Here is a 14,299-nt window from a genome sequence, read left to right as displayed (position 1 = left end):
TCTTTCTCAGAGAAGAATCTTCGCTCTGGACAAAATCTCAGTCCATAAAGATGGTTTTTCAGAAAATGTCGCATAAAGCCCACCTCTCAGTTAATTTCCCTGATTGAAAAGTACCCGCATTCCTTGAAAATGAAGACTGCATCCTGAGACCTGGCAAAATCGATAAATGCCTGTTCCAGGGGGTCGGGTTTTCCTTTGGTAAGATAGTTCAGGGGTCTGGTGAGGGTTAAGTTTTCGGATGGAAACGGCTTTTCGGTTCCCGCAAGAGCGGCTCTTATGTTTTTATCCGTTATTTCCGTACTCCCGTAAGATTCTATCCCGGCAATGGAAACCTTCTGACTTCTTTCCGCAAAACCGAAATCAACAAAAGCAATGGAACTGGATGTATTTTCAGTGGCTGCAAGCACTCCCTCATTTCCCAGCCTTCCTTCAGCCCCGTAGCTGTCGAGGTTCTTTCCTATCCCGAGGTAGCTTGCAAAGATTTCTTCAGTACCGCTTTCATCCGATCTCTGGAAGACCTGAAAACTGTTGCCATCCTTATTTACGCGAATTTCCCCGCTTTTTTCGTCGAGAACAAGATCCGCTTTCCCATCGGAATCGCTAAAAACCTTAATAAGCTCATTTTTGTCTGTAAAATTGCCCTCTATTCCGTTCAGGATCACCACAACAGCACTCTGTCCTATTGTATGGGTCTGGAGATCTGGATATTTCAGGAGTTCTTCATCTGTTACAGCTCTCGAAGCCGAACCTATGTTTACTATTCCCGTGCCAGCCGATGAAATCCCCGCACCTGATCCTCCTCCGATTACGGTTACAATGCAGTTTTCATGAGTCTCCGTAAAAGCTTCGGCCAGGAGATCCGATACAGGCTTTACTGTGGTACTACCTGAAATAGTAAGTTCGGAATGGGGAGAAAGTTCAGTTTCAGGGGCCTCCGTAAAATCTGTTTTTTCAACTGGCTGAAAAAGGGAAAAAGGGTCTTCAACCATCCCAATAGCTGCAAATGCCGCAATAACTACAATCAGAAGAGCTATCATAGCTCCGGGAAAAGAACCCGCTTTTAAGCGGGCAGGACGCTTTTTAGGGGAGTTCTCGGGGTTCATGTCTTTGACTCCGTTTTATATGGTGGCTTCAAAAAAATAGATTTTTTCGAAAACTATTTTTTTAGTTTTTAAAGAAATTTTATTTAGGATTTTTCAGAGAATTTATTTAATATTATCAGAGATATGCTTTATATTCTTTAAATTAGATATCAGCTAGAGATTTTCCACATGTGTCATATATCAGCTTATTTTACCTTAGAGACACTTTGTTATAGTTATAATTATCACTATCTATATTGTTTTAGAAACTTCCTCCTATATAATCTTTAACATAGGTTTTAATATTTATTTTGTAGGTAAAGGCCATATTACGTTTAAATTAACAATTTTTTTCTTGTTAAAGCCTCAGAAAAACAGTTTTATTCTTAATACCAATAAGAACGCATGAAAATCGAAATCCTCGGGTGCGAGTCCTTCGGAGCAAGGTCTCTTGCCTGCACTGTAATAACCGGGAAGAAAAAAATTCTGATCGATCCGGGAGTTGCCCTGGCTCGCCTGCGGTATGGTTTGCCTCCTCACCCTGTAGAGATTGCAGCTGCCCTCAAAATCAGAAAAAAAATCCTTTATGCCTTTGAGGGTGCAACTGATGTAGTAATCAGCCACTACCACGGGGACCACATGCCCATGAAAGCCGAAGACCCTTACCAACTGCCAGTAGAAGCTCTACCTCCTCTGAAAGATATCCGGTTCTGGAGCAAAGGTCCGGAAAAGATTTCAGGTCTGTCGGCCCGCAGGAGAAAAGAGTTTTCTCATTTTCTGGATTCCTCCCTCCCTTCGTCCGAAGGCAGCAGTTTCGATTGCATAAGTTTTTCGTACCCTGTCCCGCACGGGACAAGAGATAAGGGGTTTGGCACGGTAATGATGACCCGGGTCTGTGAAGGGGATGACGTGTTTGTCCACAGCTCAGATATCCAGCTTCTGGACAGGGAAACTGTGCTTGAGGTACTTGCCTGGAAACCGACAGTAGTTTTCTCTTCAGGTCCCCCGCTCTACCTCTCCCACCACGTCCCTGAAGCTTCGGAAGAGGCGTTTGAAAACGCACTTCTGCTTGCCAGAAATGTTGAAACCCTGATCCTTGACCACCACCTCCTGAGGTCTCTTGAAGGCTATATGTGGTTAAAAAAGCTTGCAGGAAAGGTTGAAAACACTGTCCTTTGTGCGGCAGAGTTCATGGGAAAGGAGCCGGAACTGCTTGAAGCAAGGAGAAAAATGCTCTATGAAAAATTGCCTGTGCCCCGGGGCTGGCATGAAGCTTATGCAAAAGGAGAGGGGGGACTTGAGGAGTATCTCTGATCAGAACCTCGGGACTATCTTTAATATATCTTGCAGGAATCGATAAACATCTCTAATATGTCTTGCAGGAATCGACAAACATCTCTAATATATCTTGCAGGAATTGAAGAAACGGAATTGACAAATACCTCTACACATCGCAGGACTTAAGGATACATATCTAATTTACCATACGAGGAATTTTTTTGTTTTTTTCAGGGCATACTGCTGGCGTAGCTGTCTATATTCTGAACTCCTTCCGAGTTTTTTTCGTAGTAGTTAAAGAGTTCTTTGCCCCAGGCAAGAGCTCCGGGTTCAAAACTTATCAGGTATTTTCGATCAAAGGCGGCGTCCTTAGGGAAAAGGGCCAGTCCCATGAAATTGTCTGCCGCCACAATATTAGGATGCATTTCACAGTCTTTGCAAACCCGGATTTTAGTATTCTCCATCTCAAGAAACTGCCTTGTTTGCTCCCTGTAATCCTCCTCGATCCACCTTCTAAGGATTGATTTGGGAAGGATCAGGGATACCGAGGTACCTTTTTTGGCAAGTCCGAGATAAAATGAAGGAAAAAGAGGGTGGAAATAAGAAATAAGCGCTTCGAACTTCTTAGCTTCTTCAGCATTTTTTACATATTCGGGAATCATTTCGAACATATGTTCTATCTGGGGTTCAATTGTAATGCAGTGCCCGAGTTCGCCTATACGGTGCAGGAGAAAAGGTGGGATTTTGCTCAGATCCCTGTCAGTCCAGTAATCTACACTTTCTTCCAGCACAGAAAGGGTATCCAGAAGGGGTTTCATTTTTTCGGTGATGATTTTTCCTATATCGCTGAGCCTGTAAAGGTCCTTTTCCTGAACTACAAGGTGTTTTTCCCTGAGCATTTTTATCTGGGGCTGGACTGAAGTTGCACTTGCTTTAAGTTTTTTCTTAATCGTATTGATATCCTTCGGTCCCTCGAGCAGCAGGAGAAGCACATTTTTTCTTTTTTCTGAGAGGAAAATAAGGTTAATTAAAGAGTCTTCCATATTATGCACCTGAACCGGACAAATGAAGTCTTTAGCCTGTACTTTTACAGCATATCCAAGCTTAAAGCATGATAATCAGGTCTATAGTATCATCAGGCATCAAATCGATGATAAGGTCTGTAAGATTTGTAGTACTTTATTCAATCGTACTGCACCCAATCATATTATGCTTATTATAAAGCACACATTTATACATTTTATATGATATATTTTATTAATTATAATGTATATTTCCTCCTCTCTTATAAATATCGTTCGTTATAGGTGCTTTTTTCTTACAACCGGTTTTTCTTCAAGTAAGTTTTTCAAGATTAAACAGAGAAACGAGTTCTTTTGACCTCAAAAACTGCCTTCCTATCCGCAGATAGATATAGGGAGCCTTTTCCAGCTTGGTTGACGCCCCTGCAAAAAAAGCACAAAAAGCAAAAAAGAAGTTTGAATGAAAAAGAGACTCAAAAAATTATTTTTCAGGTAGAGTTTGATTTGTTCGTTTTTTGTTTTTACGGCTTCTTCGAGTGTTTTTACTTTCGGGTTTTCTTCATCTTCTTCTTATTTGTCTGCAAGACCATTCTCCTGCGCCTGGCGGGACAGTATTATACCTGGCAGGACAGTATTGAATAATCTACTCAAAATTTAGTCCTCTTGAGCTAAACTCATTGCTAAAATCCATAATCAGGTTACATCCCGGTTATTTTCAGGTTTTTTGAGCTTTTCAGTTATGTCTTCGATAAGGCCCTGGAAACTGGTCACCTGCCCTTCCTGGTTGCGCTGGATAAAGGTTTTTTCTTCCACCCAGCGGACTTCCCCGCTCTTTGTCAGGATGCGGTACTGGCGGTTGAACTCTTTCCCTCCCTCTTCACAGTTTTCCTCAAGTTCGAGTTCCACAAGAAGGAGGTCTTCAGGATGAATGATTTTTCCGTAGAGAACTCTTCCTGAAATGAAATCTTCAGGCGTATACCCGAACTGCCGGACATTTTCGGATACATAGAGCGTGGGCCAGTACTTTTCAGCTTTCCAAAGAAAAACCACCACCGAGCTATTGTTTATCACTGTCTCAAGGGCTCTCTGCCGCTCAAGCAGGGCTTTTTGCTTTTCCATGAGACCTTTCTGGCTTTCAAGGGCGTCTCGTAGTGCTTTTTCGTTTTTGAGTTCAGAGGTAACGTCCCTTACTATGCCCTGGAAATTGACCACGTTTCCTCTTTCGTCGCGCTGGATAAAGGTCTTTTCTTCCACCCAGCGGATCTCTCCTTTACCTGTAAGGACCCTATATCTATTGACAAAATCATCTTTTCCGATTTCACAGCATCTGGTGAGTTCCTTTCTTACCCGGTCTATATCCTCGGAATGGACTATGTTTGCATACATAATCCTGCCCGTAAGGAAGTCCTCTGCACTGTACCCGAGCTGGGTCACGTTTTCCGAGACGTAGCTGGCAGGCCAGTCATCTTCCGGGGTCCAGAGAAAAGCCATTACAGGGCTGTTATCGATTACGGTTTCCAGAATTCGCTGCCTTTCGAGTGCTTCGTCAAGAATAAGTTCGTCGCTTTCAGCTACCTGATTGAATCCCATATTATCCCTTTTCCTCCAAAGCCTTTTAAATCCAGAGCCCTCAACGGCAAAGGTAAAAATGTATTTATAAAACCCTCAAGCAATATACAATATATTTTGACATCTTATAAATTAATGTCCTTTTTGCTCAGGGGGAATGTTCTGGATTTTGAAGTCCCGGTAGAAGACGACGAAAACACCGAAGCAGAAGAAGAGTTCTCATGGGATATGCCCGACATTTCCCTGAAAGCCAGGGAAATATACGGAAGGTATTTCGGGATCTGCAGTTCCTACCACCACCTGAAAGCCTGCGTCTGCAAAACCTGTCCCTCTTATCCGGGGGGCACAGGTATGTTCTGTGCTAGAGGCAACAGCGAAGAGAGGAGCAAAAAAGAGGGCTGTCTCTGCAAAACATGTGAGCTTTTTAAAAAGTTCCGGCTTGAAGGAGAGTATTTCTGTCAGCCCAGAGAGAGCGTGGAAGCTTTTAAAGGTCCCCGGATCTCTCCTAATATCTGCACAAATTTCCACACGAGTGCCGGGACGATCAGGGTCTGCGTGCTGGATGACCGGAATATGCATTCAAAGTAACGAATGAATAACGCAGAGATTCTTTAGGAATCGATTTCTGAGAATCTTTAAGAATCGATTCCTGAGAACGCGGATTCACTTCCTGATTTCTGAACCCATTCCTTTTTTTGTCTCGATTTTTATTTGTATTGAAAATTTCAATGCAATTAAAAAAACTTATTGCTTGAGCCTCAACCAAAGAGCCTGTCCTTTGCCTCCGTTCCTTCACGATGCTTCCGGGAGGTTCCAAATCCGCACCATTAAGAAAAAACACTATAGGCTGGGCTATATAATTCTACACATATAATATCTACAATCAGGAATCAAACTTCAGTCACGGTGCTTCGGATGCTGAAGAGAGTTTCTGAGGAAATCGGAGGTTTAAAAATGGCAACTAAAGAAGAACTTATTCAGGAGCTTTCGGACGCTGTAATCTCCTGTAAAAAAGATGCAGTACTCGCTGCAGTTGAGAAAGCAAAGCAGGTTATGGAGCCTTCAGAAATTATTGAAAAAGGGCTTTCTGCTGGCATGAACCAGGTAGGAGTTTTGTTTGAGAGGGGAAAACTCTTCCTGCCCCACGTGATGATCGCAGCCGATGCAATGACAGCAGGAGTCAAGGTCCTTGAAGCTGATCTTCCTGCAGGGGCTGAAACAAAGAAACTCGGAGTTATCGTAAACGGCACAGTCGAGGGAGATGTGCACGATATAGGTAAGTCTATTGTCTCAACCATGCTTCAGTCAGCTGGTTTTGAAGTCTATGACATCGGCAGGGATGTCCCTATCAAAAACTTTGTCGAGAAAGCAAAAGAAGTCAATGCAAACATGATAGGGCTTTCTGCACTTATGACCACGACTCTCCAGGGGCAGAGAGAGGTTATCGAGCTCCTGAAAGAAGAAGGATTGAGGGGAAAAATAAAAGTCATGGTAGGCGGTGCCCCTGCAACTCAGGCATGGGCTGAAAAAATCGGTGCGGACTGCTATGCAGAAAATGCGAGCGAAGCAGTGGCAAAGGCAAAAGAACTGCTGCTCTGAACTCTCGATGGAGGATCAAAAATGGCAACTGAATATGCTTTAAGGATGGGGGACGGGAAACGCGTCTTCCTCACAAAAGAAAAGATCATAGAGGAACTTGAGGCAGGAATGGCTAATGCCTCAGACCTTGGAGAAATCCCTGATCTCAGCGCTGACGAAATTGATAAGCTTGCAGAAATCCTTATGATGCCCGGAAAGGCTGTCAGTGTAGAACAGGGGATGGAAGTCCCTGTTACTCACGATATAGGTACCATCAGGCTTGACGGGGATCAGGGGAACAGCGGCGTTGGAATTCCTTCCAGCCGGCTTGTCGGCTGCATGACGCATGAGAGGGCTTTTGGTGCCGACACAATGGAACTCGGGCATATCGACTACAGTTTCAAGCCGGTTAAACCCGTGGTCTCAAACGAGTGCCAGGCAATGGAAGTCTGCCAGCAGAATATGATTATTCCCCTTTTCTACGGCGCAATGCCGAACATGGGACTTTACTATACCCCTGACGGGCCCTTCGAAAACCCCGGCGACCTCATGAAAGCTTTCAAGATACCGGAAGCCTGGGACTCAATGGAACACGCAGCCGAACACCTTACAAGGGACACAGTCTGGATCATGCAGAAACTCTTTGCTTCCGGCGCAGATGGAGTTAACTTCGACACGACTGCAGCCGCAGGCGACGGGGACTTCTACGGAACCCTGCATGCAATCGAAGCCCTGAGAAAAGAGTTTCCTGACATGTACATCGAAGCCGGAATGGCAGGCGAGATGGTACTCGGGATGCACGGGAACCTGCAGTACGACGGCGTAACCCTTGCAGGGCTCTGGCCTCACCAGCAGGCTCCCCTTGTCGCAAAGGCAGGAGCAAACGTTTTCGGGCCTGTTGTGAACACGAATACCAGCAAAACTTCTCCCTGGAATCTTGCAAGAGCTGTCACCTTCATAAAAGAGGCCGTAAAGGTATCTTCCCTGCCCTGCCATGTTGACATGGGCATGGGTGTGGGCGGAATCCCAATGCTTGAAACTCCACCTGTGGATGCTGTTACAAGGGCTAGCAAGGCAATGGTCGAAGTTGCCGGAGTCGACGGCATATAGATCGGGGTCGGCGACCCTCTGGGTATGCCGATTTCCCACATAATGGCTTCCGGTATGACCGGGATCAGGGCCGCAGGCGACCTTGTTGCAAGGATGCAGTTCTCAAAGAATATGCGCATCGGAGAGGCAAAAGAGTACGTGGCAAAGAAACTCAACGTTGACACCATGGATCTCTCGGATGAACATGTCATGCGTGAACTCCGTGAGGAGCTCGACATTGGCGTGATCACCTCAGTTCCGGGTGCTGCAAAGGGTATTGCCGCAAAGATGAATATCGAGAAGCTGCTCGATATCAGGATAAACTCCTGCGAACTTTTCAGAAGGCAGACAAGATAAACACAGGCAAGAAACAAACCGAAACATAACCGTATTTGCACAAAAAATTGCCAAAAAAGTAAGGATGGATATCAGGACCTTCCTTTCCCCCTGAACCTTCGGGATTTGGGTGTGAAACTTTTCCGGATCTTGCTGCTGGGAATAAAGATGCAGCTTCCTGATCCCGGTCCTGACTTCCTCCCACTTCTTCTGCTTGCAGGTACTGCAGGCTTATTCATGCTGCAATAGCTGTGCGAATCGTCAGGTTATGCCAGCAAATAACCAACGGAGTGTGTGTTGAAATGAGCGACGAAAAAATTGAAACCGGAGGGCTTCAGCGAACAATTGACTGGAAGCAGGGGCTTGCAATCGCCCTTGGTGTTCCTGTGCTGATTCTTCCTTCTATCGGCTACTTTGCAAGTTATGTCTGGGCTTTTGCTATTATTGTGTGGGCGCTTTCTGTCTTCCAGGGCTTCATGCAGAACTTTGCTTATGGGGAGCTTGCAACAATGTTCCCTAAAGCTTCCGGATTGCCAGGGTATGCCCAGAGCGTATTCGGGGCAAAGGATGAGAACAAACAGTATGACAGGAGTAAATTACTCGGAGGTTTCAGTGCCTGGAGTTACTGGTTCGCCTGGAACCCCGTGCTTGCTATCTTTTCAATCCTTATAGGAAGTTACCTCAAAGGGCTTGTCCCTGCATTTGCCGGGGTGCCTGACCTTGCTCTCTATCTCGCATCCGGTGCAGTTGTATTTTTGTTCCTGATCCTTGTCAATTACCGCGGACTTTCAGGCGGAGCGACACTCGGGTATATCCTTGCAGTGCTTTCGCTTGCCCCGCTTATAATTATCTCTCTTGCACCTTTCGTAACAGGGCACTTTGAGCTGAGCAATATTACAGGCGCCTGGCTTCCGACTGACTGGAGCTGGGATCTGGATCACATCCTTATCCTGCTAGGGCTTATGGCAATGGCCCAGTGGAGTGCCTGTGCCTGGGAAACTGCAGCTATATACGGGCCTGAATATAAGCAGCCGAAGTCTGATGTGCCCAAAGCCCTCTTTATTTGCGGGGCTATCTGCCTTGTGACCTTTATCCTTGTTCAGGCAGCCTGTACCGGGACTCTGGGTGTCGAAGGAATCCTGGCCGAACCATTTTCGCCAATGCTTCCTATGGCTCAGATGACCCTGGGTTCGATAGGAGGGGCCCTTACCATTCTCATGCTGATTGCAGCAATGATCCTTATCATCCAGACTGCTTTCCTGGGCGCTTCAAGGGCTATGTATTCCATGGCTGAAGAAGGAAATCTGCCGAAGTTCTTCGGGAAGATGAACCCCCACGGGACTCCTGTTAATGCAATGATTGTTATTGCACTTTTTAACATGGGTTTCATCTTCCTGGGGACGCCTGCAGCTATCCTGGCAGCCTCTGCAATAGGGTATGTCTGTGCAAACGGGATCAGCCTTTTCGCATATGTGAAAGCAAAATTCGACCCCCGTTTCTCAACGCTTGAAAGACCTTTCAAAGCCCCGGGGGGCTGGCAGTATGTTGCCGCCTTCTTTGGGTTCTTTAACCTGCCTCTCTGTCTGATCGGGATTATTTATCTCAATAGCCTTGAGGTGGGCTGGACCTCTACAATAGTCGGTTTCGTGGTACTTGCCCTCTATATCCCTCTCTGGTTCTATTCGCAGAATGAAAACCCGATAGAGGTGGAAAAAGAAACCTCCGTACTGGGTGAAACCGCAACATGAGTTTTAAGGATGCAGAAACTATCCTGCATTCCTTCTTTTTACCGTATCTAATTTTTCACATTTTCACATATGCTTTAAGATGTTTTTTAGTAGTTTTTAAATATTTTAATTGCTCATAGAAATTGTCTATTAAAGGTTGCACCTGATTTTTCCTGAGGTCGGGAAATCCTTCTGACTAAAAAATATTTCAGGATTTAACATGCAAAAACTGAAAGTCTCATACAGCACGGATTCTCCGGTAGAATAATGAAATTTAAGAGCGGGTCTTTTTTCGGGGCACAAAAGTAATTTTCCCCTGTTAGGCAGCTAAAAAGGGTGAAACAAAAAATGAGGGTCAATAATGCTCAGTGATACCCCGTTGAAAACAAAGATGATTCTCTATATCGTACTCGGGGTTTTTCTAATCCTTACGGCTTCCACAGCCGTGATTATTTCCACGGTTACAACACAGGAAGAAAAGCTGGCGTATCAGCAGTCGGTTGAAATGGCTTCCAATTATGCAAACCAGTTCGACACTGATATGAAAGCCAACCTTGTCATTGCAAGGACAATTTCCACAACCATGGAAAGCTACGAAACCTCAGACAGGGCCGAAGTCCTCCTTATTCTTGAAAACCTGCTTCGTGACAACCCTCACCTTCTCGGGACCTATGTTGCTTTTGAACCTGATGCTTTTGACGGGAAAGATGCCGAATACATAAATACACCTGCTCATGATGAGACTGGCAGGTTTGTCCCTTACTGGAATAAAATGAACGGGACTGTTTCAGTTGCTCCTCTCCTTCATTATGATACTTCGGATTATTACCAGCTCCCAAAGAAAACTAAAAAAGATTTGCTCACCGAACCCTACTTTTATGAAGGGGTCTTCATGGTGAGTTACGTTTCTCCAATCATCAGAGATGGAAGATTTGCAGGGATCGGAGGGGTGGATGTTTCTCTTGACTATGTGGACGAGGAGGTAAGCGAAGTCAGGACTTTTGATACCGGATACGCTTTTATGGTAAGCAACACCGGAGTTCTTCTCTCCCATCCCACACGTAAGGACTGGATAGGAAAAAATAACCTTCCTGATTTTGGAGGAGATGAGCTCGGAAAAGCCTCCGTCGATATAAAAAATGGTGTTGGTGGGCACCTTGAAACAACAGACCCTACAACAGGCAAGAACGTTATTCTTTTCTATGAACCTGTTAAAACCGGAGACTTTGCTTTCGTACTGGTCGTCCCAAAAGAAGAAATGCTTGCCGGAGTAACGGACCTGAGAAACCGACTGCTAATCATTTCTGCAATCTCAATTCTGTTCATGGCTGCTCTTGCTTATATGATTGCAAGGTCCGTAACAAAACCAATTGACCGAATTGTTGAGGATTTTGAGAGCATTGCCCATGAAGTGGTTAAAGGAGAACTGGGGGTACGGGCTGATACGGATGTGGGAGTTGATTTCCGGGAAATTCCCAGAGGTCTGAATGAAATTCTCAACGCGGTAGTAGTCCCCATCAGGGAGACGATGAGGGTGACCAACGCTCTTGCAAAAGGAGAGCTAAAGGAAAGAGTCAATGTTGATGTACAGGGGGAGTTTCGGGAACTTGAGGATACCCTTGATAAGTTCTCCGAGACTCTCAATATGATTATTGATGACTCAAATTATGTCCTTACAGCCTTCCAGCACAATAACTTCAAAAGATCCATCAGGGTCCAGGGCCAGGGTGATTTCAAGCTTCTTACCGATGGGATTGAAGAGACTCGCCTAGTTCTTGACAGGATTACGAGCCAGCGCAGGGAAGCAGAAAAAGCCCTTATCGATTATGCGCGGAAGCTTGAGCACTCTAACAAGTTAAAAGAAGAGCTGGAACGCATAATTAACAGCAGCCCCGTTATTGTCTTTTTGTGGAAATATGAGGAAGGCTGGCCAATAGAGTTTGTCTCGGAAAACGTTACAAGACTCGGGTATGAAGTAGAGGACTTTACTTCAAGAAGAATCCTTTACGGGGACATAGTCTATCCGGAAGATCTGGAAAAAGTTGAGGTCGAACTTGCAAGGAATGTGGGATCTGGCTGTGAAGACTACAGTTTCGAATACAGGATCCTTACCAGGTCAGGGGAAGTCCGCTGGGTGGACGAACGGACTTTTATTCAGAGAAATGAGAAAGGCGAGATTCACCTTCAGGGCGTCGTTCTTGACATAACCGAACATAAAAAAGCCGAAGAAGCCCTTTTGCAGATGGAAGAAATCCGCAAAAAAGAGATTCACCACAGAATCAAAAATAACCTTCAGGTAATCTCTACCCTGCTCTACCTTGAGTCCGGAAACTTCACCGACGAAAAGGTAATCGAGGCTTTCAGGGACAGCCAGCACAGGGTAAAGTCTATGGCTCTTGTCCACGAAAAACTCTATCAGTCCGATGAAATGATCAGCGTTGACTTTTCGGACTACATCCAGAACCTTGCAAACTATCTTTTTGGGGCCTATTCGGTGGGGGACAGAGACATCAAGTTGAAGCTCGATGTTGACAACGTTTTCCTGGGCATGGACACGGCAGTTCCCGTAGGGATAATCATCAACGAACTTGTCTCAAATTCCCTTAAACATGCTTTTTCGGAAAAGGAAAGCGGGGAAATCTGCATCTGCCTCAAAAAGGAAGAAAACGGAAAGGATGGCAAGGAGACCGGAAGACTTGAAACCGGAAAAGGAAGCAAGGCAGGAGTCCCTGGGAAGTGTTTTTCGCTTATTGTCAGGGATAATGGCAAAGGCTTCCCTGAAGATATTGACTTCAGAGAGACCGACTCCCTTGGCCTGCAGCTTGTTGTTTCCCTTGTGGACCAGGTTGAGGGCAGCATTGAACTTGACACGAGCAGGGGAACCGAATTCAGGATCAGGTTCCGGGAATTGAAATACAGGCAGAAGATATGAGTGTTGATATTATAGTCATCTCAACAATCAACTGCACTTTCTAGAGTTATTTATGGTTATTGTTCTTGTTTATATGTGTAAATATTTCCTGGCGTGACTATATATGAAAAAACAAAGAAGGAGGAATAAATGATAAATAAAGAAAAACTGTTTACAATAGCCTTTGCTTTTGTATTCTTAATTTCCTTTACATCTGCAGAGTCGGCAGCTTCTACACAGCGCGTAGATGGTCAACTTACCCTCACGGAAACTCAGATCACAAATGAATCAATTCAGGTAGATCCTTCTATCTATGGTGACAGGATCGTGTGGCAGGATAACCGCAATGGAAACTTCGATATCTACATGTACAACCTTTCCACTTCCAAGGAAACTCAGATCACCACAAATGAATCAATTCAATGGTGTCCTTCTATCTATGGAGATAGGATAGTATGGACGGATATGCGTAATGGAAACTGGGATATCGCTGATATCTATATGTATGACCTCTCCACTTCCAAGGAAACGCAGATCACTACCAATAAATCCGACCGGGCTTACCCTGTTATCTACAGGGACAAAATAGTTTGGGGTGATTCGCGCAATGGAAACCCTGATATCTACATGTATAACCTCTCCACGTCAAAAGAAACTCGGATTACTACCAATGGATCCGATCGGGCTTATCCTGCTATCTACGGGGACAGGATAGTGTGGCTTGATAATCGGAATATATACATGTACAATCTATCCACATCAAAAGAAACTCGGATTACTACCAATGAATCCGACAGGGCTTATCCTGCTATCTACGGGGACAGGATAGTGTGGCTTGATAATCGGAATATATACATGTACGATCTATCCACATCAAAAGAAACTCGAATTACTACCAATGAATCAGTGGTAGAAGGTCCTGTTATCTACGGGGACAGGATAGTGTGGACGGATTCTCGCAATCCTTATGAAAGCAACGGTACCTTTGATGAGATACCTGCCACTATCCCGCTAGATAAATACGATATCTACATGTACGACATCTCCACTTCCACGGAAACCCAGATCACCACCAATGCACAGCCGGAAATGCTTGCTATCTACGGGGACAGGATTGTGTGGACAGATTATCGCAATGGTGAACAAAACCCCGATATATACATGTGCACTATTTCAGAAGATGGATCGGAAGCCGGAGTCTCAGGGGAGGGATCGGAAGCCGGACAGGAAAATGAACAGAATGAAAGCCTGAGAACGCCTGGTTTTGAAGTGATTTTCGGCGTGGCCGGCTTGCTTGCAGCATTTATGTATAGAAGAAAGTAAAAAGTCATAGAAGAAAATAAAAAACTTGAGTTGTGGGGTGAGTCAATGATCAAATCTGAAAAAACGAGCACATCCTTTGTGTTTGGGAAAAATGTAAAGAGATTCTTTGCTTACGTTTTTCAGTAACTCACCCTCAAGATCCAGCGGCTAATCTGGCAGAAACTGCTCTCAAAATAAGCAGGATTGTTGAAGTATATCAGGATGAAGGAAGTAAAATTAGAAGGAAGTAAAAGGTGAAATCTGCAGGGAATGAGATTATTACAGTGATTTACAGTGATTTATATGCCAGTTCATTTCACTGTTTTTACTTTGTTCCCAGGTAGAGTAAAGAAATGTTCAACAGCTTATGTATCAGGCCATACATTATCCCGATCTTGTTTCCTG

The 14,299-nt window shown here is 44.8% G+C and carries 9 protein-coding genes and 1 pseudogene; 7 read left to right on the top strand and 3 right to left on the bottom strand.

Annotation, left to right across the window (positions count from 1 at the left end):
* Positions 1-86 precede the first annotated feature (86 nt).
* Positions 87-1,103, bottom strand: a complete 1,017-nt coding sequence (locus ACSAZL_RS09825) for a substrate-binding domain-containing protein (RefSeq protein ID WP_440948491.1) — start codon at positions 1,101-1,103, stop codon at positions 87-89.
* Positions 1,104-1,487: 384 nt separating this feature from the next.
* On the opposite strand from ACSAZL_RS09825, the gene ACSAZL_RS09820 reads away from it, so the two are divergent.
* Positions 1,488-2,396 (top strand): MBL fold metallo-hydrolase, encoded by a 909-nt coding sequence (locus tag ACSAZL_RS09820; RefSeq protein ID WP_440948490.1) that lies wholly within the window; start codon positions 1,488-1,490, stop codon positions 2,394-2,396.
* A gap of 194 nt (positions 2,397-2,590) precedes the next feature.
* Here ACSAZL_RS09820 and ACSAZL_RS09815 read toward each other — a convergent pair whose 3' ends face one another.
* Positions 2,591-3,403, bottom strand: coding sequence for a helix-turn-helix transcriptional regulator (locus ACSAZL_RS09815; RefSeq protein ID WP_440948489.1), 813 nt, complete (start codon positions 3,401-3,403; stop codon positions 2,591-2,593).
* A 672-nt stretch (positions 3,404-4,075) separates the two neighbouring features.
* Positions 4,076-4,972, bottom strand: coding sequence for a PAS domain-containing protein (locus ACSAZL_RS09810; protein WP_440948488.1), 897 nt, complete (start codon positions 4,970-4,972; stop codon positions 4,076-4,078).
* Positions 4,973-5,095: 123 nt separating this feature from the next.
* On the opposite strand from ACSAZL_RS09810, the gene ACSAZL_RS09805 reads away from it, so the two are divergent.
* From ACSAZL_RS09805 to ACSAZL_RS09780, 6 genes and pseudogenes are all read left to right on the top strand, one after another.
* Positions 5,096-5,539 (top strand): DUF2769 domain-containing protein, encoded by a 444-nt coding sequence (locus ACSAZL_RS09805; protein WP_440948487.1) that lies wholly within the window; start codon positions 5,096-5,098, stop codon positions 5,537-5,539.
* A gap of 366 nt (positions 5,540-5,905) precedes the next feature.
* On the top strand, positions 5,906-6,550 hold the full coding sequence (gene mtbC / locus ACSAZL_RS09800; RefSeq protein WP_440948486.1) for a dimethylamine corrinoid protein MtbC: 645 nt from the start codon (positions 5,906-5,908) through the stop codon (positions 6,548-6,550).
* Between the two features lie 21 nt (positions 6,551-6,571).
* A pseudogene (gene mtbB / locus ACSAZL_RS09795) lies at positions 6,572-7,975 on the top strand ([dimethylamine--corrinoid protein] Co-methyltransferase).
* A 281-nt stretch (positions 7,976-8,256) separates the two neighbouring features.
* A complete protein-coding gene (locus ACSAZL_RS09790; protein WP_440948485.1) occupies positions 8,257-9,702 on the top strand; it encodes an APC family permease in 1,446 nt (481 codons plus the stop codon).
* Between the two features lie 340 nt (positions 9,703-10,042).
* The gene (locus tag ACSAZL_RS09785) at positions 10,043-12,613 is read left to right on the top strand and encodes a histidine kinase dimerization/phosphoacceptor domain -containing protein (protein ID WP_440948484.1); all 2,571 of its coding nucleotides are present in this window, start codon (positions 10,043-10,045) and stop codon (positions 12,611-12,613) included.
* Positions 12,614-12,742: 129 nt separating this feature from the next.
* Positions 12,743-13,915: a PGF-CTERM sorting domain-containing protein gene (locus ACSAZL_RS09780; RefSeq protein WP_440948483.1), complete on the top strand. Its 1,173-nt coding sequence runs from the start codon at positions 12,743-12,745 to the stop codon at positions 13,913-13,915.
* Positions 13,916-14,299 lie beyond the last annotated feature (384 nt).

The organism is Methanosarcina mangrovi (assembly GCF_052057765.1).
Taxonomy (GTDB): Archaea; Halobacteriota; Methanosarcinia; order Methanosarcinales; family Methanosarcinaceae; genus Methanosarcina.
The sequence above is the reverse complement of the archived record's forward strand: the minus strand, read 5'-3'. Positions and strand labels throughout refer to the sequence as shown.

What these genes read in the sequence shown, in the direction of transcription:
- ACSAZL_RS09825 (WP_440948491.1), bottom strand. Translation starts at nt 1,103, where the DNA reads ATGAACCCCGAGAACTCCCCTAAAAAGCGTCCTGCCCGCTTAAAAGCG.
- ACSAZL_RS09820 (WP_440948490.1), top strand. Translation starts at nt 1,488, where the DNA reads ATGAAAATCGAAATCCTCGGGTGCGAGTCCTTCGGAGCAAGGTCTCTT.
- ACSAZL_RS09815 (WP_440948489.1), bottom strand. Translation starts at nt 3,403, where the DNA reads ATGGAAGACTCTTTAATTAACCTTATTTTCCTCTCAGAAAAAAGAAAA.
- ACSAZL_RS09810 (WP_440948488.1), bottom strand. Translation starts at nt 4,972, where the DNA reads ATGGGATTCAATCAGGTAGCTGAAAGCGACGAACTTATTCTTGACGAA.
- mtbC (WP_440948486.1), top strand. Translation starts at nt 5,906, where the DNA reads ATGGCAACTAAAGAAGAACTTATTCAGGAGCTTTCGGACGCTGTAATC.
- ACSAZL_RS09790 (WP_440948485.1), top strand. Translation starts at nt 8,257, where the DNA reads ATGAGCGACGAAAAAATTGAAACCGGAGGGCTTCAGCGAACAATTGAC.
- ACSAZL_RS09785 (WP_440948484.1), top strand. Translation starts at nt 10,043, where the DNA reads ATGCTCAGTGATACCCCGTTGAAAACAAAGATGATTCTCTATATCGTA.
- ACSAZL_RS09780 (WP_440948483.1), top strand. Translation starts at nt 12,743, where the DNA reads ATGATAAATAAAGAAAAACTGTTTACAATAGCCTTTGCTTTTGTATTC.